Origin of the sequence: Pseudomonas frederiksbergensis, assembly GCF_900105495.1 — a bacterium.
GTDB lineage: Bacteria > Pseudomonadota > Gammaproteobacteria > Pseudomonadales > Pseudomonadaceae > Aquipseudomonas > Aquipseudomonas frederiksbergensis.
Window position 1 is genome coordinate 1,079,653 of the sequence record NZ_FNTF01000002.1, and the last position, 26,078, is coordinate 1,105,730.

Consider the following 26,078-nt stretch of genomic DNA (forward strand, 5'->3'; position numbering starts at 1 on the left):
CCTTTGATCGCGTTATTGCCAAATGGAAGGTTGAATACGGAATAAATGCTAATAACCTCTATACGGACAGGCTAAAATGCGCGCCCGGCTAACCGCTGATCCTTTTCCAACGCGCCCCACAAGGTTCGCTACGTGATCGAGTTTCAAAACGTCCACAAAACCTACCGCGTCGCCGGTAAGGATATTCCCGCCCTGCATCCGACCAGTCTGACGATTGAGAACGGTCAGGTCTTTGGCCTGATCGGCCATTCCGGCGCGGGAAAAAGTACCCTGCTGCGTCTGATCAATCGCCTGGAAGAGTCCAGTGGCGGCAAGATATTGGTCGACGGCGAAGAAGTCACCGCGCTCGACGCCAACAGCCTGCGGCGCTTCCGTCAGCAGGTCGGGATGATCTTCCAGCACTTCAACTTGCTGGCGTCCAAGACCGTGGCCGACAACGTCGCGCTGCCGCTGACCCTGGCCGGCGAAATGTCCCGTAGCGAGATCGACCAGCGTGTGGCCGAATTGCTGAAACGAGTCGGCCTGTCCGACCACGCCAGGAAGTACCCGGCGCAGTTGTCCGGCGGCCAGAAGCAACGCGTCGGCATTGCCCGCGCCCTGGCGACCAAGCCGAAAATCCTGCTGTGCGACGAAGCCACCAGCGCACTGGACCCGCAGACCACGGCGTCGGTCCTGCAATTGCTGGCCGAGATCAATCGCGAGCTGAAGCTGACCATCGTGTTGATCACCCACGAGATGGACGTGATCCGCCGCGTCTGCGACCAGGTTGCGGTGATGGACGCTGGCGTGATCGTCGAGCAAGGTTCGGTGGCTGAGGTGTTCCTGCATCCGAAACACCCGACCACCAAGCGCTTCGTGCAAGAAGACGAGCAGATCGACGAAAGCGAACAGCGCGACGACTTTGCTCATGTTCCAGGGCGTATCGTGCGTCTGACCTTCCAGGGCGAATCGACCTACGCACCATTGCTAGGCACTGTCGCTCGCGAAACGGGTGTGGACTACAGCATCCTGGCCGGTCGTATCGACCGCATCAAAGACGTGCCCTACGGGCAGTTGACCCTGGCTGTTACCGGTGGCGACATGGAAGCGGCGTTCGCCCACTTCACTGCAGCTGACGTCCACATGGAGGTGCTGCGCTGATGGAAGTCCTGACAAGTTTCTTCGTCAATATCGACTGGTACGAAATCTGGCTGGCCACCGGCGATACCTTTCTGATGCTCTTCGGTTCGCTGTTGTTTACCGTTTTGCTCGGCCTGCCCCTGGGCGTGCTGTTGTTCCTCTGCAGCCCGCGTCAGTTGCTGGAAGCCAGGGGCGTCTACGCGATGCTGTCGCTGGTGGTGAACATCCTGCGTTCGCTGCCGTTCATCATTCTGCTGATCGTGATGATTCCGTTCACGGTGTTGATCACCGGTACGTCCCTCGGTGTCGCTGGTGCGATCCCGCCGCTGGTAGTGGGCGCTACGCCATTCTTCGCGCGGCTGGTGGAAACCGCCCTGCGTGAAGTGGATCGCGGCATCATCGAGGCGACCCAGGCCATGGGCGCGACGACCCGGCAGATCATCACCAATGCCTTGCTGCCGGAAGCCCGCCCAGGCATCTTCGCGGCGATTACGGTGACAGCCATTACACTGGTGTCCTACACGGCGATGGCGGGTGTCGTCGGCGCGGGTGGTTTGGGCGACCTGGCGATCCGTTTCGGTTACCAGCGTTTCCAGCCTGATGTGATGGTCGTGACGGTGATGTTGCTGCTGGTGATCGTTCAGGTGCTGCAAACCGTTGGCGACAAGTTGGTTGTACATTTTTCCAGGAAATAAACAGTTCTCGTAAATGACAATTGAGCCGGCCATTCGCTGGCAGGCGCCGAATTCAGGCGCCTCAAAAGGAGTTAGCTGAATGAAAAAACTACTCGTCGCGTTCGCTGCCGTTGCAGCCTTTTCCGCTCACGCTGCCGATACCCTGACTGTCGCGGCGACCCCGGTCCCGCACGCAGAAATCCTCGAATTCGTGAAACCGGCCCTGGCCAAGGAAGGCGTGGACCTGAAGGTCAAAGTCTTCACCGACTACATCCAGCCGAATGTGCAGGTGGCGGAAAAACGTCTGGACGCCAACTTCTTCCAGCACCAGCCGTACCTCGATGAATTCAACAAGGCCAAGGGCACCAATCTGGTGGCCGTTGCTGGCGTGCACCTGGAACCGCTGGGCGCTTACTCCAGCAAGTACAAAGCGCTGACCGAGCTGCCAGGCGGCGCCAACGTGGTGATCCCGAACGACGCCACCAACGGCGGCCGTGCGCTGTTGCTGCTGGCGAAGGCTGGCCTGATCAAGTTGAAGGATTCGAATAACATCCTCGCGACCGTGAAGGACATCACCGAGAACACCAAGGACCTGAAATTCCGTGAACTGGAGGCCGCGACCATCCCGCGCGTGCTGACCCAGGTCGACCTGGCCCTGATCAACACCAACTACGCGCTGGAAGCCAAGCTTGATCCGTCCAAGGACGCGCTGGTCATCGAAGGCAGCGACTCGCCTTACGTGAACATCCTCGTTGCTCGTCCGGACGACAAGGACAGCGCCGCGATGCAGAAACTGGTTGCTGCCTTGCACAGCCCGGAAGTGAAAGCCTTCATCCTCGAGAAGTACAAAGGCGCGGTAGTGCCGGCGTTCTGAATTAACCCGCTACAACCGATCGTTCCCACGCTCTGCGTGGGAATGCAGCCAGGGACGCTCTGCGTCCCAAGAGCGGACGCAGAGCGTCCGGTGAGGCATTCCCACGCGGAGCGTGGGAACGATCAGATACAAAAAACCGCAGCCATGGGCTGCGGTTTTTTTTGGCTTGTCGATTTATTTGCGGTTAAGCATCACCGGCAACTGCTCTACCAGTTTCACGTTGTTCAACGGCGCCCGAATGAACCCACGCTGCGTCCCGTCCGGCCCGATCACCGCCAGGTTGCCGCTGTGGTCGACGGTGTAGTTCGGCTTGCTGGTATCCGCCGGAATGAACGGAATGCTCACCGCATTGGCCAGTTTCTGGATGTCTTCCACCGACGAAGCCGTCAGCCCCTGGAACTGTGGATCGAAGTAGCCGAGGTACTGCTTGAGCTGCTGGGGCGTGTCGCGATTCGGGTCGACGCTGACCAGAATGATCTGCAACTTGGCCACAGCCTCTGGCGGCAGCTCGCTTTTGATCTGACGCAGTTGGGCGAGGGTGGTCGGGCAGATGTCGGGGCAGAAGGTGTAGCCGAAGAACAGCAGCGACCATTTGTCTTTCAGCTCGTTGACCGCCACTGGCTTGCCGTTTTGATCGGTCATGGTGACGGTCGGCAGGTTGCGGCTTTGCGGTAGCAGAATGATCCCGGCATCGATCAGGGCCGTCGGATCGCCCTCGCCTTTGCCGGACAGCACTTTGTTGATGGTCAGGCCCAGGACCAGCGCGATCAGGGCGACGAGGATGAAGACGGTTTTCTGGGTTCGAGTCATAGGTTCAACAGTAAGTAGTGGTCTACGAGCAGGGCGATAAACAGCAGGAACAAGTAGTAAATAGAGTACTTGAAGGTGTTGATCGCCGCGTGCGGCCGAGTGCCACGGTACAGCACCACGGCCCATTGCAGAAACCTCGCGCCCAGTCCCAGCGCGCAAACCAGGTAGAGCACGCCGCTCATGTGGATCACGTACGGCATCAAGCTCACGGCCAGCAGCGCGAAGGTATAAAGCAGGATGTGGACCTTGGTGTAGTGCTCACCATGGGTCACCGGCAGCATCGGGATGTCGGCCTTGGCGTATTCCTCTTTGCGGTGAATGGCCAGGGCCCAGAAGTGCGGCGGGGTCCAGGCGAAGATGATCAGCACCAACAGCAAGGGTTCGGCGCTGACATGCCCGGTGGCGGCGGTCCAGCCGAGCAGGGGCGGGGCGGCGCCGGCCAGGCCTCCGATGACGATGTTTTGCGGCGTCGCGCGTTTGAGGAAACCGGTGTAGACCACCGCATAGCCGAGCAGCGAGGCCAGGGTCAGCCACGCCGTCAGCGCATTGGTGAAGATCAGCAGTACGGCTTGCCCAAGCACCGCCAATACCAAGGCAAATGTCAGCGCGGCCGCCGGCGACACCCGGCCCTCGGCCAAGGGACGTTTGTGTGTGCGGGCCATGACCGCATCGATGCGCCGGTCCACCACATGGTTGACCGCCGCTGCACCACCGGCACACAGGGCGATCCCCAGATTGCCGAACACCAGCACCGTCCACGGCACCCCGGCGCGAGTCGCGAGGAACATGCCGACCAGCGAGGTGATGAGCATCAGCACCACCACTTTCGGCTTGGTCAGCTCCAGATAGTCACGCCAGATCGCCTGACTGTGACGTGCGCCGATCAGAGTCGCCATGGCATCTCTCCTTTTATTGTTATGGGCCCGGCTGAGTGTTTGCGCGGGCTGAACCGCCAGCGCGCAGGGGGTTGCTGCTTGACCCGAACCAGACTGGTTCGCGCGTGATAATTGACCAGCACCAACGTCAGCAACAGCGCCGCGCCACCCGCGTTATGCGCGACGGCCACTGGCAGTGGCAGGTGAAACAGCACGTTGCTGATGCCAAGGGTGATTTGTGCGGCGAGGGCGATCAGCACCAACCCGGCCAACCGCGTCATGCCGACGACTTTCAGTTGCCAGGCCAACCCCAGCAACACCAGGGTTACCAGCAATGCACCGATGCGGTGAGTCAGATGAATCGCCGTACGCGCATCGCTGTCCAGTTGCCCGCCGAGGTAATTGGGACCGATGTGTTGACTCAGATGAAAGCCGTTGGCGAAGTCTGCGGGCGGCAGCCATTGCCCATGACAGGTCGGGAAGTCGATACAGGCCACCGCCGCGTAGTTGGAACTGACCCAGCCACCCAAGGCAATTTGCAGGATCACCAGCAGCAACCCGGCAGTCGCCCAGTACTGCAAACGTCGGGGCACGGTCAGCGCTGGCAGTACGCCGGACAGGCGCAACGTCAGCAAAAACAACAGGCTCAACGTCGCAAAGCCGCCGAGCAAATGCCCGGTGACCACTTGCGGCCAGAGCTTGAGCGTCACCGTCCACATGCCGAATGCCGCTTGGGCAATCACCACCGCCAGCAAAAACAACGGCAACTTCACCGGCTGCCCCGGGTGACGACGATGAACCCAGGCGCGACCCGCCAGCACCGAGATCAGCAGCCCCAACGTGCCGGCGAAGTAGCGGTGAACCATCTCGTTCCAGCCCTTATGGGCTTCCACGGGAGCGTCGGGAAAATGCAGTTCGGCATGGGCCAATTGAACTTCGCTTTGCGGCACGCTGATAAAGCCATAGCAACCCGGCCAGTCCGGGCAGCCGAGGCCGGCGTGGGTCAGGCGGGTGTAGGCCCCGAGCAACACCACAATCAGTGCCAGCAAGGTGGCAAACAGCGCGAGGCGAAATCCAGGTTTGGCCATGACGATGCCCTTATCCGATGTTCGACAGTTTCAGCAAATGGCGCAGGTCGTTGAGCAGATCCTTGCCTTTCACCGTCGGGTCGTAGCGCAGCACCAGATTGCCGTGAGGGTCGATGATCCACAGCTGCGGCACAGCCTTGTCGCCGGCAGTTTTGTGGAACTCGGTCAGGCTCAGTGGATAGCGCTGCAATTGAGGATACTCGCGCGTCAGCTTGGCGTCGTACTCACTGCTCAGCGGTTGCGCCATGGCCAAGGCATGACTGGCGCGCCCGGCATCACGGCCGAGGCCGATCTGGATCTGCCGCGCCAGGTACACCAGTTGCTGGCAGTCCACCGAGCACTCCTTGGGCGCGGTCACCAGTATCTGCCAACGATCCTCCTGCGCCTGCACGCCGAGGTCGGCGCGGGTCTGGCCGTTGCCGATCAGTTCGCCGTGATAGCTGCGACCTTCCGGCACCCAGAACTGCAATTTGTACATGCCGGTGGCGAGGATCATCGGACCGATCACCCCAAGCAGGATCAGCAGCAACTGCAATCGCCCCTTGCGCCGACTCACCGGCGATTTCGCTTCAGACATGCTGGGTGGATTCATGGCCGCTCCCATGGTGTTTCTCCTTTGCGTTGTGCCAGCCGAGATAGAGATAGAGGCCGAACAGGGCGATCGACATGGCGAACCACTGCACGGCATAAGCCAGGTGTTTTTCCGGTCCCATGGCGACTACCGGCCAGTCAGCCTGGTAAGTCGCGGGAGCGCTTTCTGCGCGTAATTCGTAGGCAAAACCTTCACGATCCAGCGCCGTCCAGAGCCTGGCCGGTTCGACCGCGGTGATCAGTTGTGGCCAGGTCGTGCTGTTCGGGTCGGCGTGCAACTGGAAGGTAGCGCCGGGGGAGACGTAGACCCAGGCAACGAGACTCAAGGCCTGAGTCGGCGTGGTGAATTGCGGTGGGATGCGGCGATCCGGCCACGGCAGCCAGCCGCGATTGACCAGCAGCCAGAGCCCGGTCGCCTGATCCTGAAACGGTTGCAGCAGTTCGACACCAACCTTGCCGTCGCGCTGACGGTTATCCAGCAACAGGCTGTGGGCGGCATCGAACTGGCCGTGCAGGTGAACCCGGCGGAAGGCCGGATCTGCGGCGTGTTGCAGTTCGGTGCTGGCCATCGGTTCGGCGGCGCGGCGCTCGGCGTAGCTTTGCAGCAGCGCACTTTTCTCTGCGCCCCGGCTCAATTGCCAGAACCCGAGTGACACCAGCATGGGCAACAACACCGCGACCACCAGGGTCGGCACGATGCCCGGCCGGAAACGCTTCATGGCGTCGCCAGAAAGTCGGTAGTCGCGATAGCTATACTCAAGTGCATCGCCTTTCCCCCGGAGTTTCACCATGCTCAAAGCAGCCATCGTCCTGATGCTGATTGCCACGGTTGTCAGCCTGTTCAGCGGCCTGTTTTTTCTGGTCAAGGACGACAGCAGCTCGAACCGCCTCGTCATTGCCTTGAGTGTTCGTGTTGCGCTGGCCGCCATTACCGTCGGCTTGATTGCCTGGGGTTTTTTCAGCGGCCAACTGGTGTCGCACGTACCTTGGTAAGCCTCAGAGCACGTAGACGAAAACGAAAAGACCGATCCACACCACGTCTACGAAGTGCCAGTACCAACTCGCCGCTTCAAACGCGAACTGATGGTCGGCATCGAAGTGCCCGCGCATGACCCGCATCAACATCACAAACAGGATGATGGTGCCGATGGTCACGTGGGCGCCGTGGAAACCGGTGAGCATGAAGAAGGTCGCGCCGTAGATGCCCGAACCGAGCGTCAGGCCCAGTTCGTGGTACGCGTGTATGTATTCTTCGGCCTGAAAACCAAGGAACGCGCAGCCCAGTAGCACGGTGAGCGCCAGCCAGATTTTCAGCGCGCCGCGATGGCCCTTTTTCAAGGCGTGGTGAGCGATGGTCACGGTGACGCTGGAACTCACCAGCAAGACGGTGTTGAGCAACGGCAGGCCCCAGGGACTGATGACGTCCTTGGGCGGCGGAAACAGTTTCGAATCAGGGTTGTTCAGCAACGGCCAGACGAACTCGAAATTAGGCCAGAGCATATGAGCGAGGCCTTTGGCCCCTTCACCCCCGAGCGCCGGGCCGGAAATGGCTCTGACATAAAACAGCGCGCCGAAGAACGCGATGAAGAACATCACCTCCGAGAAGATGAACCAGCTCATGCCCCAGCGGAACGAGCGATCCATCTGTGCGCTGTACAAGCCCTGGCGGCTTTCCTTGATGACCGTGCCAAACCAGCCGAACAGCATGTACGCCAGCAGCAGGCCACCGACGAAAAAGATCAGCGGGCCGTGGGACTCCGGCCGCGCCGCCTTCAGGTCGTTGAACCAGGTGGCCAGGCCGAACACGGTGACGAACATACCGATCGTGGCAATGATCGGCCATTTGCTCTGTGCCGGAACGTAATAATGCTCATGAGTTGCCATTTATTGTTCTCCTTATCGGGCACGCTTTAACGCCTAGCCACCAGTGTTTGCAGCAACAGCTGCGGGCGGATGACGTGCGGTGATATCGAACAGCGTGTAGGAAAGCGTCAGGTGCTTCACATCCTTGGGCATGTCACGGTCAACGATGAAACGTACCGGCATCTCGATCCGTTGACCGGGCTGCAGCACTTGCTGGGTAAAGCAGAAACATTCGGTCTTGTGGAAATACGCCGCCGCGGCGCTGGGCGCGATGCTCGGAACCGCCTGGGCGCTCATCGGCTGATCTGTAGGGTTGTGGGCGATGAAGATCATCTCGTTCACCGCTCCCGGATTCGCCGTCAGCTCATCGCTCTTGGGGTAGAAATCCCACGACATGTCGGCGGAATTGGTCGACAGAAACTGCACGCGAACCTGCCGCGAGGTGTCGACCGTTTGCTCGCCCTCATACTGCCCGCCGGTCTTGCCGTTGATGCCGAATGCCTTGCACATCACGTCGTAGATCGGCACCAGGGCAAACCCGAAGACAAACATCGCCACCACCACCAGCAACAGGCGCGTGACCAGTTTCTTCAAAGAAATAGAGTCAGCCATCGCTTCTAACCTCCGCAGAGAACCCTATGGGAGCTGCCCTTTGTGGCGAGGGAGCTTGCTCCCGCTCGGCTGCGAAGCAGACGCAAACCTTTTGGGGCCGCTTCGCGACGCAGCGGGAGCAAGCTCCCTCGCCACACAGGCTCGCCCCCACAAAGGTCGCAGTGTTCATTTCACTTCCGGCGGCGTGGTGAAGGTGTGATACGGCGCCGGCGACGGAATGCTCCACTCCAGGCCTTCTGCTCCATCCCACGGCTTGGCCGGTGCCGGCTCGCCACCACGGATGGTCTTGATCACGATGAACAGGAAGAAGATCTGCGTGGCGCCGAACATGAATGCGCCGATCGACGAGACCATGTTGAAGTCGGCGAACTGCAGGTTGTAGTCGGGAATCCGCCGTGGCATGCCCGCCAGCCCTACGAAGTGCATCGGGAAGAACGCCAGGTTCATGCCGATGAACGAGAGCCAGAAGTGCAGCTTGCCGAGGGTTTCGTCGTACATGTGGCCGGTCCATTTCGGCAGCCAGTAGTAGGCCGAGGCGAAGATCCCGAAGATCGCCCCCGGTACCAGTACGTAATGGAAGTGCGCGACCACAAAGTAGGTGTCCTGGTACTGGAAGTCCGCCGGGGCGATGGCCAGCATCAACCCGGAGAACCCGCCGATGGAAAACAGGATCACGAACGCCACCGCAAACAGCATCGGTGTCTCGAAGGTCAGCGAGCCTTGCCACATGGTGCTGGCCCAGTTGAACACCTTCACGCCGGTCGGCACCGCGATCAGCAATGTGGCGTACATGAAGAACAACTCGCCCACCAGCGGAATGCCAACCACGAACATGTGGTGCGCCCAGACGATGAACGACAGGAACGCGATACTCGCCGTCGCATAGACCATCGAGGTGTAGCCGAACAGCGGCTTGCGCGAGAAGGCCGGAATGATCGAGCTGACGGCACCGAAGGCCGGCAGGATCATGATGTACACCTCGGGGTGACCGAAGAACCAGAACACGTGCTGGAACAACACCGGGTCACCACCACCGGCGGCACTGAAGAAACTGGTGCCGAAGTGGATGTCCATCAGCATCATCGTCACGCAGCCGGCCAGTACCGGCATCACCGCGATCAGCAGGAACGCGGTAATCAGCCAGGTCCAGACGAACAGCGGCATTTTCATCAACGTCATGCCGGGGGCGCGCAGGTTGAGGATGGTGGCGATCACGTTGATCGCGCCCATGATCGAACTGATCCCCATCAAGTGGATGGCGAAGATGAAGAAGGTCACGCTTTCCGGTGCGTAGGTCGTCGACAGTGGGGCGTAGAACGTCCAGCCGAAGTTCGGTCCGCCGCCGGGGGTGAACAGGGTCGATACCAGCAGGATGAACGCCGCCGGCAATAGCCAGAAGCTGAAGTTGTTCATCCGTGGCAGTGCCATATCCGGCGCGCCGATCATCAACGGGATCATCCAGTTGGCGAGGCCGACGAAGGCCGGCATCACCGCACCGAAGACCATCACCAGACCGTGCATGGTGGTCATCTGGTTGAAGAATTCCGGCTGGACGATTTGCAGTCCCGGCTGGAACAACTCGGCACGAATCACCATCGCGAACGAGCCGCCCAGCAGGAACATGGAGAACGCGAACCACAGGTACAGCGTGCCGATATCCTTGTGGTTGGTCGTCAGCACCCAGCGCATCAGGCCTTTGGCTGGGCCGTGGGCGTGGGCGGTGCCGGTATGAACATGGTCGTCGACGACAGCAGTCATGTCCTGTCTCCTGCAAACAGATGGGCTGGGCAGGCCGGGGCGCGATGCCCCGACGGGTTGCTTACGTGCGCAATAGACCGGGTCATTTGCTTTCCGCCTGTTTCAGCTCCAGCACTTCTTTAGGGGTGACCATGTCGCCTTTATTGTTGCCCCAGGCGTTACGTTCGTAGGTCACGACCGCTGCGATATCGACTTCCGAGAGCTGCTTGCCGAACGCCGCCATGGAGGTTCCGGGCTTGCCGTGGAAGACAATGCCCAAGTGATCCTTGATCGGTCCGGTAGCGATTTTCGAGCCCTTGAGCGCCGGGAACATCGGCGGCAGGCCCTGACCTTCGGCCTGGTGACAGGCGACGCAGGTGGTGTGATAGACCTTGTCGCCGCGCTCCTTGAGCTCCTCGAGGGTCCATTCCTTGCTGGTCAGCTCTTTGAGTTGGAGGGCTTCAGCCTTGCGTTCGGCCAGCCATTTTTCGTAATCGGCCTTTTCCTTGACCTCGACCACGATCGGCATGAAACCGTGGTCCTTGCCGCACAATTCGGCGCATTGACCGCGGTAGAGGCCGGGTTTGTCGACACGGGTCCAGGCTTCGTTGACGAACCCCGGAATCGCATCGCGCTTGACTGCAAAGGCCGGCACCCACCAGGAGTGGATAACGTCGGCGGAAGTCACCAGGAAGCGCACCTTGGCGCCGATCGGCAGCACCAAAGGCTTGTCGACCTCCAGCAAGTAGTGCTCGCTCTTGGCTTCCTTGTTGTTGATCTGATCGGCAGGCGTGGTCAGGTTGCTGAAGAACTCGACATCCTGGCCCAGGTATTTGTAGTGCCACTTCCACTGATAGCCGGTGACCTGGATATCGATATCCGGCTCACTGGCGTCGTACATCTTGATCAGGGTTGCGGTCGCGGGAACCGCCATGGCCACCAGGATCAGGAAGGGCACGATGGTCCAGAGGATTTCGACGGTGGTACTTTCATGAAATTTTGCGGCCACCTGCCCGGTCGAGCGGCGGTGGAGAATCATCGACCAGAACATGGCGCCGAAGACGATGACGCCGATCACTACACAGATCCAGAAAATGGTCATGTGCAGGTCAAATACTGCGTGACTGATTTCAGTCGCTCCAGGCGCCATATTCACAGTCCAGGCCGCTTGCGCCTGACTGAAAATCGACCACAACAGGAGGCCCATCCAGACATGTGGATGTCGCATCATTGCGGGTTCCCCTTATAGTTCTTTTTATCCCGCCGGCTTTCACCTGCGGCAAGGGAGCGGCTTTTTCAGACTACGAACTTGAATCGCCGAGCCTTGCTGCGTGTGCAGTCGGGCGTCATCAGCTAACTCCATTCCCACCCGAGTATAGACAGCGACTGCCACCTCGCAACGTGATGGCGTAAATCATCTGAAACAGCTGGGACTTGCGTTCCAGGGCACGAATGGAGAAGGATGCAGACGAGTGGTGGCAAATCGATATAACTTTGATGTCTCAAGGATGAAATAATTATGACAAATGCGTCTTAGCATTTTTCGTATGCCAGCTAAGTTATGTCTTCCCTATTTCATTGCCTTTGTTTCCTGGAGTTTTCATGAACACCGCCGCATTGCGCGAGCAGATCCAAAAAGCCCAACAACACGAAGCCGAAACCGGCCTGCTGACTCGTCAGCTGGAAACCCAATTGCCACACCTTCACTCCGCCATCCAATTGCCGGATGTCGACGCCAACGGCGTGATGACGCGTTTTGTGGCCGCGTATATAGAGCAAGTGCCGGACCTGCTGGACGCAGCCAATGAAGTCGCCAGGGAAGCGGGTATCGAATCACAGATCAAACCGGTGCTGAAAATCGCCGAGCAGTTCTTCCTTCAGCCGCCAGCGATCATGGCCGGTCACGTGGGTCTGGACAGCCTGCTGGACGAAGCCTATCTGGCACACCGCCTGGTCGAAGAGGTCAATGACCTGTACATCAAGCATTTTGGCCAGCCACTGATCCCCTTGGACATGACGGTTGCCAACCTGATTGCCCACCAACTGATCGGCGAAGAGTTCGCCAATCAACTGGATGAGGCGGTGCATCACGCCGTGGACGAGATGCTCAATGAAGACAGTTTCGCGCTGGAGTCCGTCGAGGCCTACCGCGAGAAACTCAACAGCCCCGACACCGGCGCTGCATGGAAGCGCTGGCCGTGCCTGTCGCGCCAGTTGGGCGTCGGCCTGGAGCTGGATCAGCCAGCGGCTTGATTCGTTGCCCATAAAAAATCGCAGCCTGTTGGCTGCGATTTTTTTAAGCGGCTGCGGAGCCGACGCCCGTCGTGGTCCGCAATCGCCCTTCCAGCCTGCGCTTCAACCCCCGCGCTTCAATCAACAGTTTTGACCCCTTGGCCGCATTGGCCCGACTCCATTCTTCCAGCAACTCCAGGCACGAGTGATCGATGTAGCTCAGGTTATTGAGCGGCACATGCACCGTCGCGCCAGCCGGAATGGTTCCCAGCACCTGGGTCAGCGCCGGCACTTTGAGAAAGGTCGCTGCACCGATCAACCGCAATTCCATTTCGCCGTCCTTGGGCAGGTCGATCAGGCTGATTTTCAACCGCGAAGCCTTCCAGGCCAGTTTGGCCAGGGTCAGGCCGAAGCCGATCAGCACGCCAGTCAGCAGGTCGGTGAAGATGATCGCCAGGGCTGTTGCCGCGTAGGTGAACATCGGCATCCGGCCATAACGGCCCAGACCGCGGAAGGCCTTGAGGTCGACCAGTTTGAAACCGGTGTAAACCAGAACGCCCGCCAGGCTCGCCACCGGAATGCTTTGCAGCACGCTAGACAACAGCAACACGAAAGCCAGCAGCCACAAGCCATGGAAGATCGCCGACAGTCGCGTGGTGGCCCCTGCCTGGACGTTGGCCGAACTGCGTACGATCACGCCGGTCATTGGCAGCGCTCCGAGCAGGCCGCAAAGCATGTTGCCTACGCCTTGAGCCGACAATTCCCGGTCGAAGTCTGAGCGCTGGCCGCTGTGCATGCGGTCCACCGCAGCGGCTGAAAGCAGGGTTTCGGCGCTGGCGATAAACGCCACGGCAAATGCGGCGATCAGCAAGGTCGGGTCAGCCAGATTGAGCAAGTCGGCAGGCTTCAGCCAGTCGATGGCTTCTGCGAGGTTGGCCGGGACTTCCACGCGTTTGACCTGCAAGGCGAGCATCAGGCTGGCGACCGTCGCCAGGCCTACACCCAGCAGTGCGCCGGGAATGAAGCGCAGGGAATGGGGACGGAATTTCTCCCACAGCCACATCACCGCAATCGTCGACAGTCCGAGCAACCCGGCTTGCCAACCGAAGGAGGGCAAGGCCTGCACGACGGCAGCGGGGAAGGCTGCCAGGTTGTCCAGCCCCGAAGGCTTGGGCACGGCGTCGAGCATCACATGCACCTGTGACAACACGATCAGTACACCAATCCCGGCGAGCATGCCGTAGACCACTGCTGGCGCCGTCACTCGGAACCAGCAGCCCAATTTAAAGCGCCCGGCCAGCAACTGCAGAAAACCCGCCAGTAACAGGATCGGCCCGAGCATGGCGATACCATGCTGGCGCACCAGTTCGAACACCAGAACCGCCAAACCGGCCGCCGGGCCGCTGACTTGCAGTGGCGAACCGGCAAGCCAGCCCACCACCAGGCCACCGATGATGCCGGTGATCAAGCCTTTGGACGGCGGCAGCCCCGAGGCGATGGCGATGCCCATGCACAAGGGCAGGGCGACGAGAAACACAACCACGGATGCTAGTAGCTCCCGTGGCAGAACAGCTTTAAGTTGAGCAGCACGCATGGTGACTCTCCCGAAGTTTTCTTCAGGCATGGCGAAGCCAGGCTGCCTGATCGGCAGCCTCGGCTAAACCACACAATGATTTAGGAAGATTTAGAAGCGCGCTTTAGGCGTCGCCACCGGAATCGGATGGCTGCCATCGAGCGGCAGGAAACAACCCTTGTCCGCGTCGTAAGCTCTGATTTCGCTGGTTTCGATGTTGTAGATCCAGCCATGGATAAACAACTGACCATTGGCCATGCGCGAGGCTACCGACGGGTGCGTGCGCAAATGCTGCAGCTGGGCGATCACATTCTCCTCGGTGAGGACGTGCATGCTTTCGTTTTCGTCAGCGCAATGGCAGTTTTCCTGGACCATGGTTTTTGCCACTTCGGCATGACGCAACCAGGCTTTGACCGTCGGCATTTTTTCCAGGCTTTGCGGGTTGAGCACTGCGCGCATCGCGCCACAGTCGGAGTGCCCGCAAATGATGATGTGCTGCACGCCGAGGGCCAGGACGGCGTATTCGATCGCCGTGGATACACCGCCATTCATTTGCCCATAAGGCGGCACAACGTTGCCGACGTTACGGGTGACGAACAGATCGCCGGGGGCGCTTTGGGTGATCAGCTCGGGAACGATGCGCGAATCGGCGCAGGCGATGAACATCGCTCTGGGGCTCTGGGCCGTGGCGAGTTTTTTGAAGAGTTCTTCCTGCTGTGGAAAAACTTCGTGATGAAAATGCAAAAAGCCGTCAACGATATGCTGCAGCGCTGCATCGGCGGTTTCCGCCTCCGGTTGGGCTGAAGCCGACGCAGCCAACGGCTGTTTATCCTTGTCACTCATGATTCATCCTCTTTGGCGGAGTCAGGGAATTTTCCCGTTTTGTCCGGTGTGAAGCCAGTGGCTGTTTAAAAAACATCCAGGTCGAGAGCCTCGACCCATCAGTCACTCGATGAACAAGGTAGCGGTCGAAACTTAACTCAAACTGAATAAAACGCTCTAGAACGTGTGTTACAGCTCACAAAAAACGTGACTGGCGTAGTGGCAAAGTGCATTTCACCCTACTCAACCATAGGCCAATTGTCCTCAAATCAACGACATCTGGCGACCGGGCGGACAGAAGGCTTCGCAGTCCAGATTAAAACCTTCCCGACGATTGAGTCCCAGGCGTTTGATGGTTTTGGCAAAGCGCTGCGCCAGCAGATCGGCAAACGGCCCTTCGCCACGCATCCGGGCACCGAAGCGACTGTCGTAGAGCTCGCCGCCACGGCTTTGGCGAATCAGGCTCAACACATGCGCGGCACGCTGAGGATAGTGGGCCGCCAGCCATTCTTCGAACAGCGGTGCAACCTCCAGCGGCAAGCGCAGCATCATGTAGGCCGCACTTTGCGCCCCGGCGGCATGAGCTTCGGTGAGCAGGCTTTCGAGTTCACTGTCGTTGATCATCGGAATCATCGGCGAGCACAGAACGCCCACCTGAATTCCCGCTTCACGCATCACGCGGATTGCCCGCAACCGAGCCTTGGGTGCCGCGGCGCGCGGTTCGAGGATGCGTTTGAGCTCATCGTCCAGGGTAGTGAGGCTGATCATCACTGCTACCAGCCTCTGCTCGGCGAGTTCGGCCAGCAGGTCCAGATCCCGAAGAATCAGCGAGCCCTTGGTGATGATGGTCACGGGATGGCGATAGCGCAGCAGCACTTCGAGGGTTTTTCGGGTGATTTTGTGTTCGCGTTCGATCGGTTGATAAGGATCCGTATTGGAGCCCAGATTGATCGGCGCACATTGATAGCCGCGCTTGGACAGTTGTTCTTCCAGTACATCGGCGGCGTTGGTCTTGGCGATCAGTTTGGTTTCGAAATCCAGCCCTGGCGACATGTCCCAATAAGCGTGGCTGGGCCGTGCGTAGCAATAGATGCAACCGTGCTCGCAGCCGCGATAGGGATTGATCGAGCGATCGAAGGGCAAGTCCGGCGAGTTGTTGCGCGTGATGATGGTTTTCGCCGTTTCGATGCGCACCTCGGTGCCCTGGGTGATCGGCGCTTCCTGATACCAGCCGTCATCCTCGGCCACCGAGCGATTCGGCGCGAAACGGTTGTGCGGGTTGGTGGCGGTGCCGCGGCCGCGAGGTGGCACGGGAGTAGACATCGACAAGGGTCCTTTGGCTGTATGTTCATACAGTATAGGGGCTCGGCAGATTCGGCCAGTGCCGTTCGGCGCCTGGTTCTTTGTATTAAACGTTCGTCACTATGAGATACATATAACGACTGGAATAATTTTAAGAGCTATTAGTAATATCACCTCGCACGAAGTTGTCGTGACCAACTATTAAATGGAATTAATCAATGTCGAATTACAATCAGCGCGGTATTTTTTTGCAACTGATGCGAGCCTCTACTGTTAGTCCAAAAGAAGTTCGGGTTTCCATGCAGTTTGCACTAAAGGAAGAGGGTTACGATCCGGAAAACCGTGCTGTCACTTACGCTCTGCTGGACTCGAGCACCCGCGAGGCCGTATCGAACGACGGCGGCGTGACTTTCACCATGGGTACCGCCCCTGCTGATGTGGACGGCGATGGTGACATCGACGCACAAGACAAGGCTGTTCTGCTGGCCTTGGCGAGTGCCTATTCGAAGATCGTCAAACCTTAATCGCGATTGAGGTTGTAACTGAAATCTAAAAAAAGCGGTATGGAATTTCCCATACCGCTTTTTTATTTAATGAGTCGTCGTTTCGCCCTTGTCATCACTTGAAGTTGTTCTCAAATAGTCTTCCCTTACCGCCATTACATCACTGGCTTTAACAGGGCCCCCTTTGTTTCCCCAACTAGTGGCAATGAAACTCACCACATCCGCTACTTCCTGATCCGACAAGCGCCAGGCGAAACCGGGCATGGTAAAGGTCGAAGGTGCCGTGTGAGTCGCCGGCAGCGTGCCGCCCTTGAGTACGATGTGAATCAGCGACGTCGGATCCTGCGACTGCAACACCGGGTTGCCTGCCAGCGCCGGGAATACTTTAGTGTAGCCATGGCCATCGGTACGGTGACAGGCCGCGCAGTTGTCGATGTACACCGAAGCGCCGGGCTTGCTGTCGTCCCCGTTCCACAGCGCCTGTGCCACCTGTTTGTCGTACTGGTGCGGCTGATCATTGGGATCATTCGCCGGCAGGGACTTGAGGTAACGGGCAATCGCGGTCAGATCGTTGTCGGTCATGTACTGCATGCTGTGTGTCACCACATCACTCATGCCGCCAAACACGGCGCTGCGATCACTGCGGCCGGTCTTGAGGAACTGCACCAATTGTTCTTCGCTCCAGCTGCCGAGGCCGTCTTTGTGATCACCGCGCAGACTTTTCGCGATCCAGCCTTCCAATGGCGCACTGCCTGACAGAAATGCGCTGCCTTCGCCTGCATTCAGGGATTTTTCCTGCATGGTCAGGGCACGCGGCGTATGGCACGCGCCGCAATGTCCGAGACCTTCCACCAGATACGCCCCACGACTGACCACGGCATCTTCGCCGGGTGGCGCTTTGTAGTCCGCCACAGCCGGGGCGAACATCCAGCGCCAACCCGCAAGCGGCCAGCGCATGCTCAAAGGCCAGGGAATGTCGCTGGCCTTGTTCGCCTGAGCGACAGGCGCCACGCCATGCATGAAGTAGGCGTACAAGGCGTTCATGTCGGTTTCGGTGACGCTGGCGTAGGACGGATACGGCATCGCCGGGTACAACGTACTACCGTTTTTGGCGACGCCATGGCGCACGGCCTTGTCGAAATCCTCAAGGCTGTAGTCACCCAGGCCGGTTTTGTCCGGCGTGATATTGGTGGAGTAGATTGTCCCGATCGGCGTTTCCATCGGCAAACCACCGGCGAACGGCTTGCCGTCCTTGGCGGTATGACAGGCCACGCAGTCACCTGCGCGGGCGAGGTACTCGCCTTGTTTGATCAGGTTTTGATCGATTTCTGCGGCGTTGATCGAGCCACAACCGAGCAGCGCCAGGGTCGCGATAACAAGTGCTTTCATGGTCATCGCTCCTTAAGCCTGAACCAGCGGGCCGGGGTTTTTCAGGTACTGCTCGCGGATCGCCCGGGCCGACCAGTAGGTCAATGCGGCCACCAGGCCGGTAGGGTTGTAGCCCAAACCTTGTGGGAAAGCTGACGCTCCGGGGACGAAAACGTTGTGTACGTCCCAGCTCTGCAAGTATCGGTTCAGGGCGCTGGTTTTCGGATCGGTGCCCATGATCGCGCCACCGTTGAGGTGGGTGGTCTGGTAAGACGCGGTGTTGAAGTGATCGCCAACCTTCTTGCCCAGCACGGCGATGGCCTTGGGGCTCATTGCTTCGGCGATCTTGCCCATTTTCTCGACCATGAAACGGTTCATCTTGATGTCGTTTTCCTGCCAGTCGAAGGTCATCCGCAACAGTGGCAAGCCGTAGGCATCGCGGTACACCGGGTCCAGATCGAGGTAATTGCCACGGTAGGATTGATGCGCGCCGTGGGCATCCATCGACACTTGATGGGTGTAGTAATCGGCGGTGGCACGTTTCCAGGCACTGCCCCAGGCCGGGGTGCCCGGTGGGTTGGATGTGCCAGCGATCGGTCGGCTGCCGGCCTGGTTGACCCACATCGGTGAGCCGCCGACGAAACCATGGGGGCCATGATCAAAGTTGTCGGCGTTGAAGTCGTCCACCGCCACGCCGTTACCGCCGGCACCAATAAAGTTGTTGGTGTGGGTGTCTTTGTCGAAGTAGGCCTTGATGGTGGCCATGTTCTGGTAGGCGAAGTTCTTGCCGACCACGCCTTCGCCGCTGATTGGGTCATACGGCTTGCCGATACCCGAAAGCAGCATCAGCCGAACATTGTGAAACTGGAAGGCACCGAGGATCACCAGGTCTGCCGGCTGCTCGATTTCCCGGCCCTGGCCGTCGATGTAGGTGACGCCTGTTGCCTTGCGCTTGGTGCTGTCGAGATTGACCCGCAGTACATGGGAGTTGGGCCGCAGCTCGAAATTGGGCAGCGGCTTGAGCGCCGGCAGAATGTTTACGTTCGGCGATGCCTTGGAATACATGTAGCAGACATAACCACTGCAAAAGCCGCAGAAGTTGCACGGGCCCATTTGTGCGCCGTAGGGGTTGGTGTAGGGGCCTGACGTATTGGCCGACGGCAGGTTGTAGGGTTTGTAACCCACTGCGGTGGCCGCTTTCTGAAACAGCTGTGCGGAAACAGTGTTCTTCTGCGATTCCAGCGGGAAATGATCGGAGCGATCCGGCGCGTACGGGTTGCCGCCCTTGCCTTCGCCGACCAATTGACCCTTCACCGTCCAGGCCTGTCCCGACGTGCCGAAAACCTTCTCGGCGTAATCGAAAAACGGTTCCAGCTCTTCATAGCTGACGCCGAAGTCCTGGATGGTCATGTCCTTGGGAATGAAGCTTTTGCCGTAGCGTTCTTCGTAGTGGCTACGCATGCGCAACTCGATCGGGTCGACCCGAAAGTGCACGCCGGACCAGTGCAAACCGGCGCCGCCGACACCGTTGCCGGGCAGGAAGGCGCCCAGTTGGCGGTTCGGCAGCGCGATGTCATTCACGCTGTGGCGAATGGTCACGGTCTCTTTGGAAATGTCCTGAAAGAGTTTTTTCCGCACGCTGTAGGTGAGTTCGTCGATCACCTGTGGATAGTTGCCATCGGGGTAAGTGTCCTGCATCGGCCCGCGCTCCAGCGCCAGCACATTCAGGCCGGCTTCTGTCAGCTCCTTGGCCATGATTGCGCCCGTCCAGCCAAAACCGACGATCACTGCGTCGACCTTCTTCATTACCGTTGCCATGCTCACGCCCTCTCGCCGCGAATTGAAACTGCCGGGAAGGGGTATTGCTCGTTGCGGTCCACCCAATCCATGAAATCGGCGCGGGCGCCGGGGAAGCCGATCATGGTCCAGCCGACCATGCCTTTATTGCCGCCGTGAATCGGGTCGCAGAAGAACCCTTCTTTGGTGTTTTGCAGCAGCAGGTTGAAGAAAATCTTCGCGGGGACACTGTCGAACTGCGGTTTTCCGACTTCGAGTTGCTTGAGCAAATCGTCTCGGGTAGCGCTGTCTTGCTCAGCAAATACTTTACCGTTGAGCGTTTTCGACCACGCATCCGTCGCGGCGATGCCCAGGCGATAAATCTCTTTGGGCACCAATTTGCTCTGCCAGCCCATTTCCGGAGCGGCGTCTGCGTTGAACGGTCCCTGCATGAACCACAACGCGCCGGCCGCGTAAGGCGTGTTCATCTGGCGGTCGATGTATTCAGGCACACCGGCTTCCAGAGCGCCTGGCCCTTGGGCATCGCTCGGAATCAATTGGGCGACAGCGGCGTTGATGAACGCCCATTCTTCGGCGGTGAAGTAGCTGGGTTCATAGGTGCTGGTGCTGACCGGCGCTTTGACGGAACCGGCCGGGGCTGCTTCGGGCGCGGCCATCAGGACTGCGCTGCCCAGACCGCTGCTGGCAACGGTGACCACCGGGATCAAGGTCAGGGATTTGCGCAAAAACTCACGCCGCGGGTTGTCTCGATCTTGATCGGACATAGGGTGGCACCTCATCAGGCAGTAGCGGTTTTTCAGCCGTCTCGCAGGACGACTTTTCGTTTTGGCACCGATGAAGATCGCCCCGCATCGGTAATATTGAGAAACAAATGGTAGCAGGCTAAGCATCAAGATGAACCGATTCAGCTGAAAAACCTCGGTTTTGCAACGAAAGCGATCGGCTGATTCACGATTCTTTGACAGAGGAGTCACAGGCCTTTGACCGCTGGGAGTAGAAGCTCAGTGTCATCTTCCCGATTCCTGAACGGTCATCCCGAGCATGTCTCTATTGCGTTGTACCCAGGCGATCTGCCTGTCCTTGGCCGCACTTTTAAACCTGCCGCTGGCCCTTGCCGACGACAGTGCATTACCCCGACCTGAGGAATGGGCTCAATCGGTCGAGGTGCAGTACAACCTTTTCAAAATGTCCCCGACGCTCTATCGCAGTGCATTGCCAGACAGGGGCGCTGTGCCGTTACTGGAAAAACTCAAGGTCGGGACGGTTATCTCGTTCTTGCCCGAGTCGGATTCAAGCTGGTTATCAACGCCAGGAATCGCGCAAATACAGCTGCCCTACCGCACCAACCATGTGGATGACGCGGATGTACTCAATGCCCTTCGAACGATCCAGACCGCTGAAGCCAAGGGGCCGGTGCTGATGCACTGCAAACATGGCTCGGACCGCACGGGCTTGATGGCGGCGATGTACCGGGTCGTGTTGCAAGGCTGGAGCAAGGAAGACGCCCTGAACGAAATGACCCAGGGCGGCTTTGGTGACAGCACTCATTTCAAGGACAGCGTCCGTTACATGATGCAAGCCGATGTCGACAAGCTCCGCACCGCGTTGGCCAACGGCGATTGCAGCACCAGTCCGTTCGCCAGTTGTTCGATGAAGAACTGGTTCAAATCAGCCCATGTCGAGTAAATCGTTGCCTCAGCGGGGTAACGGCCTCTGACGAAAGCGCGAACAGATCTTCGGCAATCGGCCGTTCAAGAAACGCTTCCAGAGCAGTCAGCAAAGAACGCGAATCGCCCGAGGAAAAAAACGCCTCGCGAAAGGCTCGCCCTGTTTGCGCATTGAAAACCCAATCCTGTTGGAATCGCTTGAAGGCTTCGATAGCCAGTACGTGTGACCATTGGTAGGCGTAAACGGAGGCGGCGTAACCGGTCACCAGGTAATCGAAGCTGTTTGCGAACCGACAATAAGACGGCAGTTGCACGTGGGGAAGCTCCCGCTGAACCTCTTCGAATACTTGCTGGATGCTACGACCATCGCCTTGGCTGCGATGCACTTCGAAATCGAACATTGCGCCCAACAGCAAGAGTGCGGTTTGTCGGCTGGTCTGGGTTTCGAGGGCTGACAATGCCGCGTCTACCCGTGCCTCGGTCAAGCGTTCAGCGCTTTGGTGGTGGGCACCCAGCCATAACAGAAACTCCCGTGACAGGCACCATTGCTCGAATACTTGCCCTGCAAATTCCGCACTGTCGCGCCCCAGTTGGAAAATGCCGGAGAGGTTGTGATGCGGCGAACTCGTCAGCACATGCTGCAGACAATGACCGAACTCATGAAAAAGCACCCGCAGATCCTTGTGCTCAAGCAGGCACGGATGGCCGTCGACCCCTGGTGTGAAGTTGCAGTGAAGATCGGCAATCGGTAGTGCTACGCGGCCTTCGGCGTTTCTTCGTCGGTTTCGCAGCGTGCCGGTCCAGGCGTAATCCGGGGCTTCCTTGCGGTGGTACGGGTCAAGATAAATATGCCCGAGGGTTTGGCCATGCTCGCTGATCTCAAACAGTCGCACATCGTTATGCCAGCGACTGAATTCAGCCTGCTCGAGAATCCGGATCCCGAACAGGCGTTCGCAGAACAGGCAGAGTCGTCGCAAGGTGCCGTCCAGGGGAAAATAGTCGCGCAGATTCTCCAGGGCTTGAGGGAAACGATGGTGGCGCAGTTTTTCAGCGAGAAATTCGTGGTCCCAGGCCTGTACTTCCGAAATGCCCCGTTCGAGCGCAAACGCTTGTAGCTCCTTTGAATCCTGTGCAAGTGACGGTGTGTTCAACGTAACTTGCCGACGCAGAAAACGCTGAACCTGATCGGTGGACTCAGCCGCTGCGGTGGCCAGACGCAGTTGCGCGAAATTGTCGAAACCAAGCAGTTCGGCTTTCTGGTGGCGCAGCGAAAGCATCAGCGTCAGTACAGGATCATTATCGAACTCGTCGGTATTCGGGCCTTGATCGGACGCGCGCGTGGAATACGCCACGAAATATTCTTCTCGCAATGCCCGATTTTCGGCGTACATCATGATTTGCTGGCAGGTGTTTTCATCCAGGGGAATCAGCCAGCCTTCATGTCCTGCTTCTTTGGCCAGGTGTTTCAGGCGATTTTTTACGGTGGGGTATAAACCTTCCAGAACCGCAACGTCATCGACGTGCTTGGTCCAGGCAGCGTTGGCACTTTTCAGATGGATGAGAAACAGCTCTTCGAGTCGATTAATGTCGAGGTTCAACCGGGCCAGCTTTTCCCGTTGCGCCCGGGGCAATTCGATTCCCGCCAATTGAAATTTGCGCAGAATCTTGGCCAGCGCGGCCTTGCGTGGCTCATCGAAGTTGAGGGCGATCGAACTGTTCGCCAACCGCTGGTATGCCTCAAACAACGCGCGATTGCTCATTTTTTCGGATTGGTACTTCGCTCCGGCGTCATTGCATGCAGCAACTGCCGTGTTCCAGGCGGTATCGTCGTGTTTCGTCATCGCCAGGGTCTGGATGATGTCCAAAGCCTCGCTCAGCCGTGCATCGACTTCATCGATGGCCAGAACCAGATCATCCCAATTGGGAAGTACGGATTGGCTGATGATGGTTTCGGCAATGACCTGTCGGTTGTCGGTGATGATCGTTGTGATTGCCGGCACGAGGTGTTCGGTGCGGATCTGCGACCAGGGCGGCAGGTCCCAGGCCTGCAAAAGCGGATTGGTGTCGGGCATGGCGTCTTCCTTGAGTAGAGGCTGAATGTGGTCAGCCTATAAAGGAAGCGCAGGGCAAAGGTGGTAGATAGATACCACCTTCCACTCCGTTCTGAAGTGGAAGGTGGCGGTGACTCAGTGTTGCTCGTCAGGTTTTTTCTTCAGCTTCGGATTGGGGAAAAACTGCACGGCCTGAACCTTGGCGTCCGGGACCTTCAGCGCCGAAGTGTTGACCCGCGTGCCCAACTCCTTGGGCACGGACAGGCCTTGTTCATTCAGCGTGTCGGAATAACCGCAGGCCACGCACTCACGGTGCGGGACTGCGTCTTCGTTCCACATCATCAACTTGTCCGGCTCGCTGCAGGCCGGGCAGACTGCCCCGGCGATAAAGCGTTTTTTCGTGATCACAGGACCCTCGCTCATGCTGCCGCGACCTCACTCAGGCCGCTGTGGCGCAAGAGTGCGTCAATCGACGGCGGACGTCCGCGGAAGTCGACGAACAGCACCATCGGTTCCTGGGAGCCACCGCGCGCCAGGATCGCTTCGCGGAAGGCGCGGCCGGTTTCGGCGTTGAGTACGCCTTCTTCTTCGAATTTCGAGAAGGCATCGGCCGACAGCACTTCAGCCCATTTGTAGCTGTAGTAGCCCGCCGCATAACCGCCGGCGAAAATGTGGGCGAAGCTGTTGGGGAAACGGTTGTAGGCCGGCGGACGCATGACCGAGACCTCGTCGCGTACGCCTTCAAGTACCTGCGCCACGCTACGGCCATCACCGTGGGTGGCGTGCAGGTCGAAGTCGAACAGCGAGAACTCCAGTTGGCGGACCATCATCAGACCGGACTGGAAGTTCTTCGCGGCGAGCATTTTCTCCAGCAGGTCCTGAGGCAGCGGTTCGCCGGTTTCATAGTGACCGGAGATCAGCGCCAGACCTTCAGGCTCCCAGCACCAGTTCTCCATGAACTGGCTTGGCAGCTCGACCGCATCCCAGGCCACGCCGTTGATGCCGGATACGCCGGCGTGTTCAACGCGGGTCAACAAGTGATGCAAGCCGTGACCGAATTCGTGGAACAGGGTGGTCACTTCATCGTGGGTCAGCAGTGCTGGCTTGCCGCTGTCGGCCGGGGTGAAGTTGCACACCAGGTTCGCCACCGGACTTTGCAGTACGCCGCTGATCGTGCGGCGACGGTCACGGGCGCCGTCCATCCAGGCACCGCCGCGCTTGTTGGCGCGGGCGTAGAGGTCGAAGAAGAAGCGGCCGACGTGCTGGCCGTTTTCCTTGATCTCGAACAGGCGAACATCCGGGTGCCAGGTGTCGAAGCCTTTCAGTTCGGCAATTTCGATGCCGTACAGGCGCTGAACGATAGCGAACAGACCGCCCAGCACTTTATCGATCGGGAAGTAAGCGCGAAGGGCTTCCTGGGCAACGCTGTAGCGCTGCTCGCGAAGCTTTTCACCGTAGAAACCGCTGTCCCAGCTTTGCAGATCCGGGCAGCCTTGTTCGGCGGCGTACGCCTTGAGCTGTTCCAGATCCAGGGCGGCGAACGGCTTGCTGCGCTTGGCCAGATCGCGCAGGAAACTCAGCACCTGATCGCTGGATTCGGCCATTTTGGTGGCCAGGCTCAGCTCCGAGAAGCTGGCGAAACCGAGCAGCTTCGCCAATTCCTGACGCAGGTCGAGGATTTCTTCCATGACCGGGCCGTTATCGTTCTGACCGGCATTCGGGCCTTGGTCCGACGCACGGGTGCAGTAGGCGGCGTAGACTTCTTCGCGCAGGGTGCGGTCCTGGGCGTAGGTCATCACCGCGTAGTAGCTCGGGAATTCCAGGGTGATCAGGAAGCCTTCCAGGCCTTTGGCCTGTGCCGCCGCGGCCATTTGCGCCTTGGCCGAATCGGTCAGGCCGGCGAGGGCGGCTTCATCGGTGACGTGCTTGGTCCAGGCCTGAGTGGCGTCGAGCAGCTGGTTGGAGAAACGGCTGCCCAGCTCCGACAATTTGCTCTGCACTTCGGCGTAACGCTTTTGTTCGGCTTCCGGCAGGTCGATACCCGACAGACGGAAGTCACGCAGGGAGTGTTCCAGGATAGTTTTCTGCGCCACCTCGAAACCGGCCGCTTCAGGGCTGTTGGCCAGCGCTTCGAATGCCTCGAACAACTCGCGGTTCTGGCCCAATTCGGTGGAGTAGGCACTCAAGGCCGGCAGACAGGACTCATAGGCTTCGCGCAATTCGGCGCTATTGCACACGGCGTTCAGGTGACTGACCGGGCTCCAGGCGGCGCCCAGTCGATCGTTCAGCTCGTCCATCGCCAGCACCAGGCCGGCCCAGGTCGGTTGTTTGCCTTGGGTTTTGAGGATCTCGGTAATGGCGGCGCGGTTGTCAGCCAGGATCTGTTCGATGGCCGGTTGCACGTGTTCGGCACGGATCGCCGAGAACGGCGGCAGGTCGTAGGACTGCAAAAGAGGGTTGTTCACGCTCACGGTTGGCACCTTGGCTGGAAGAAACATTGCGCCATCTTAATTACAATCG

The 26,078-nt window shown here is 59.0% G+C and carries 25 protein-coding genes; 7 read left to right on the forward strand and 18 right to left on the reverse strand.

Going from position 1 to position 26,078, the window contains the following annotated elements; translation table 11 throughout:
• Positions 1-132: 132 nt before the first annotated feature.
• The 3 genes from BLW70_RS05590 to BLW70_RS05600 all read left to right on the forward strand — a co-directional run bounded on the left by BLW70_RS05590 (position 133) and on the right by BLW70_RS05600 (position 2,667).
• Complete coding sequence (locus tag BLW70_RS05590; protein ID WP_074872312.1) at positions 133-1,140, forward strand: methionine ABC transporter ATP-binding protein; 1,008 nt, start codon at positions 133-135, stop codon at positions 1,138-1,140.
• The gene (locus tag BLW70_RS05595) at positions 1,140-1,814 is read left to right on the forward strand and encodes a methionine ABC transporter permease (RefSeq protein WP_074872313.1); all 675 of its coding nucleotides are present in this window, start codon (positions 1,140-1,142) and stop codon (positions 1,812-1,814) included. The genes BLW70_RS05590 and BLW70_RS05595 overlap by 1 nt, the downstream gene beginning before the upstream one ends.
• 79 nt (positions 1,815-1,893) lie before the next feature.
• Positions 1,894-2,667, forward strand: a complete 774-nt coding sequence (locus BLW70_RS05600; protein WP_074872315.1) for a MetQ/NlpA family ABC transporter substrate-binding protein — start codon at positions 1,894-1,896, stop codon at positions 2,665-2,667.
• Between the two features lie 174 nt (positions 2,668-2,841).
• Here the strand turns inward: BLW70_RS05600 and BLW70_RS05605 are convergent, their stop codons facing one another.
• Genes BLW70_RS05605 through BLW70_RS05625 form a run of 5 tightly spaced genes read right to left on the reverse strand, consistent with a single transcriptional unit; the run spans position 2,842 to position 6,750 of the window.
• Positions 2,842-3,477, reverse strand: a complete 636-nt coding sequence (locus BLW70_RS05605) for an SCO family protein (RefSeq protein ID WP_074872317.1) — start codon at positions 3,475-3,477, stop codon at positions 2,842-2,844.
• Positions 3,474-4,373: a heme o synthase gene (gene cyoE / locus BLW70_RS05610; protein WP_074872319.1), complete on the reverse strand. Its 900-nt coding sequence runs from the start codon at positions 4,371-4,373 to the stop codon at positions 3,474-3,476. Before cyoE ends, BLW70_RS05605 begins: the two co-directional genes overlap by 4 nt.
• Positions 4,361-5,440, reverse strand: a complete 1,080-nt coding sequence (locus BLW70_RS05615; RefSeq protein WP_074872321.1) for a COX15/CtaA family protein — start codon at positions 5,438-5,440, stop codon at positions 4,361-4,363. Before BLW70_RS05615 ends, cyoE begins: the two co-directional genes overlap by 13 nt.
• Positions 5,441-5,450: 10 nt before the next feature.
• On the reverse strand, positions 5,451-6,044 hold the full coding sequence (locus BLW70_RS05620; protein ID WP_074872323.1) for a hypothetical protein: 594 nt from the start codon (positions 6,042-6,044) through the stop codon (positions 5,451-5,453).
• Complete coding sequence (locus BLW70_RS05625) at positions 6,010-6,750, reverse strand: SURF1 family protein (protein ID WP_074872324.1); 741 nt, start codon at positions 6,748-6,750, stop codon at positions 6,010-6,012. The genes BLW70_RS05620 and BLW70_RS05625 overlap by 35 nt, the downstream gene beginning before the upstream one ends.
• 70 nt (positions 6,751-6,820) lie before the next feature.
• On the opposite strand from BLW70_RS05625, the gene BLW70_RS05630 reads away from it, so the two are divergent.
• Positions 6,821-7,024, forward strand: coding sequence for a twin transmembrane helix small protein (locus tag BLW70_RS05630; RefSeq protein ID WP_008152470.1), 204 nt, complete (start codon positions 6,821-6,823; stop codon positions 7,022-7,024).
• Between the two features lie 3 nt (positions 7,025-7,027).
• Here BLW70_RS05630 and BLW70_RS05635 read toward each other — a convergent pair whose 3' ends face one another.
• From BLW70_RS05635 to coxB, 4 genes are all read right to left on the reverse strand, one after another.
• Positions 7,028-7,915: a cytochrome c oxidase subunit 3 gene (locus tag BLW70_RS05635; RefSeq protein WP_074872326.1), complete on the reverse strand. Its 888-nt coding sequence runs from the start codon at positions 7,913-7,915 to the stop codon at positions 7,028-7,030.
• A gap of 33 nt (positions 7,916-7,948) precedes the next feature.
• Positions 7,949-8,506, reverse strand: coding sequence for a cytochrome c oxidase assembly protein (locus BLW70_RS05640; RefSeq protein ID WP_074872327.1), 558 nt, complete (start codon positions 8,504-8,506; stop codon positions 7,949-7,951).
• 165 nt (positions 8,507-8,671) lie between these two features.
• Positions 8,672-10,264: a cytochrome c oxidase subunit I gene (gene ctaD, locus BLW70_RS05645; protein WP_074872329.1), complete on the reverse strand. Its 1,593-nt coding sequence runs from the start codon at positions 10,262-10,264 to the stop codon at positions 8,672-8,674.
• 82 nt (positions 10,265-10,346) lie between these two features.
• Entirely contained in the window at positions 10,347-11,474 is a 1,128-nt protein-coding gene (gene coxB / locus BLW70_RS05650; RefSeq protein ID WP_074872331.1) for a cytochrome c oxidase subunit II, read from the reverse strand.
• Between the two features lie 371 nt (positions 11,475-11,845).
• Between coxB and BLW70_RS05655 the strand changes: the two genes are divergently transcribed.
• Complete coding sequence (locus tag BLW70_RS05655) at positions 11,846-12,496, forward strand: hypothetical protein (RefSeq protein ID WP_008152480.1); 651 nt, start codon at positions 11,846-11,848, stop codon at positions 12,494-12,496.
• A gap of 43 nt (positions 12,497-12,539) precedes the next feature.
• Here the strand turns inward: BLW70_RS05655 and BLW70_RS05660 are convergent, their stop codons facing one another.
• From BLW70_RS05660 to BLW70_RS05670, 3 genes are all read right to left on the reverse strand, one after another.
• The gene (locus BLW70_RS05660) at positions 12,540-14,069 is read right to left on the reverse strand and encodes a SulP family inorganic anion transporter (RefSeq protein ID WP_074872333.1); all 1,530 of its coding nucleotides are present in this window, start codon (positions 14,067-14,069) and stop codon (positions 12,540-12,542) included.
• Between the two features lie 90 nt (positions 14,070-14,159).
• On the reverse strand, positions 14,160-14,891 hold the full coding sequence (locus BLW70_RS05665; protein WP_033059830.1) for a carbonic anhydrase: 732 nt from the start codon (positions 14,889-14,891) through the stop codon (positions 14,160-14,162).
• Positions 14,892-15,134: 243 nt separating this feature from the next.
• On the reverse strand, positions 15,135-16,193 hold the full coding sequence (locus BLW70_RS05670) for a PA0069 family radical SAM protein (protein WP_074872335.1): 1,059 nt from the start codon (positions 16,191-16,193) through the stop codon (positions 15,135-15,137).
• Between the two features lie 197 nt (positions 16,194-16,390).
• On the opposite strand from BLW70_RS05670, the gene BLW70_RS05675 reads away from it, so the two are divergent.
• Positions 16,391-16,696, forward strand: a complete 306-nt coding sequence (locus tag BLW70_RS05675) for a hypothetical protein (RefSeq protein WP_074872337.1) — start codon at positions 16,391-16,393, stop codon at positions 16,694-16,696.
• 66 nt (positions 16,697-16,762) lie between these two features.
• Here the strand turns inward: BLW70_RS05675 and BLW70_RS05680 are convergent, their stop codons facing one another.
• From BLW70_RS05680 to BLW70_RS05690, 3 genes are read right to left on the reverse strand one after another with little or no spacing between them, the layout of a single operon-like run.
• Positions 16,763-18,064 (reverse strand): c-type cytochrome, encoded by a 1,302-nt coding sequence (locus BLW70_RS05680; protein ID WP_074872339.1) that lies wholly within the window; start codon positions 18,062-18,064, stop codon positions 16,763-16,765.
• A gap of 12 nt (positions 18,065-18,076) precedes the next feature.
• A complete protein-coding gene (locus tag BLW70_RS05685; RefSeq protein WP_074872341.1) occupies positions 18,077-19,861 on the reverse strand; it encodes a GMC family oxidoreductase in 1,785 nt (594 codons plus the stop codon).
• 2 nt (positions 19,862-19,863) lie between these two features.
• On the reverse strand, positions 19,864-20,604 hold the full coding sequence (locus BLW70_RS05690) for a gluconate 2-dehydrogenase subunit 3 family protein (RefSeq protein ID WP_074872343.1): 741 nt from the start codon (positions 20,602-20,604) through the stop codon (positions 19,864-19,866).
• Positions 20,605-20,881: 277 nt separating this feature from the next.
• Between BLW70_RS05690 and BLW70_RS05695 the strand changes: the two genes are divergently transcribed.
• A complete protein-coding gene (locus BLW70_RS05695) occupies positions 20,882-21,526 on the forward strand; it encodes a phosphatase domain-containing protein (protein ID WP_074872344.1) in 645 nt (214 codons plus the stop codon).
• On the opposite strand, the gene BLW70_RS05700 is transcribed toward BLW70_RS05695, so the two are convergent.
• The 3 genes from BLW70_RS05700 to prlC all read right to left on the reverse strand — a co-directional run bounded on the left by BLW70_RS05700 (position 21,504) and on the right by prlC (position 26,056).
• Positions 21,504-23,579: a M3 family metallopeptidase gene (locus tag BLW70_RS05700; protein WP_074872346.1), complete on the reverse strand. Its 2,076-nt coding sequence runs from the start codon at positions 23,577-23,579 to the stop codon at positions 21,504-21,506. The genes BLW70_RS05695 and BLW70_RS05700 overlap by 23 nt on opposite strands.
• 114 nt (positions 23,580-23,693) lie before the next feature.
• Positions 23,694-23,981, reverse strand: a complete 288-nt coding sequence (locus BLW70_RS05705; RefSeq protein WP_074872347.1) for a YheV family putative zinc ribbon protein — start codon at positions 23,979-23,981, stop codon at positions 23,694-23,696.
• Entirely contained in the window at positions 23,978-26,056 is a 2,079-nt protein-coding gene (gene prlC, locus BLW70_RS05710) for an oligopeptidase A (RefSeq protein WP_162842848.1), read from the reverse strand. The genes BLW70_RS05705 and prlC overlap by 4 nt, the downstream gene beginning before the upstream one ends.
• Positions 26,057-26,078 lie beyond the last annotated feature (22 nt).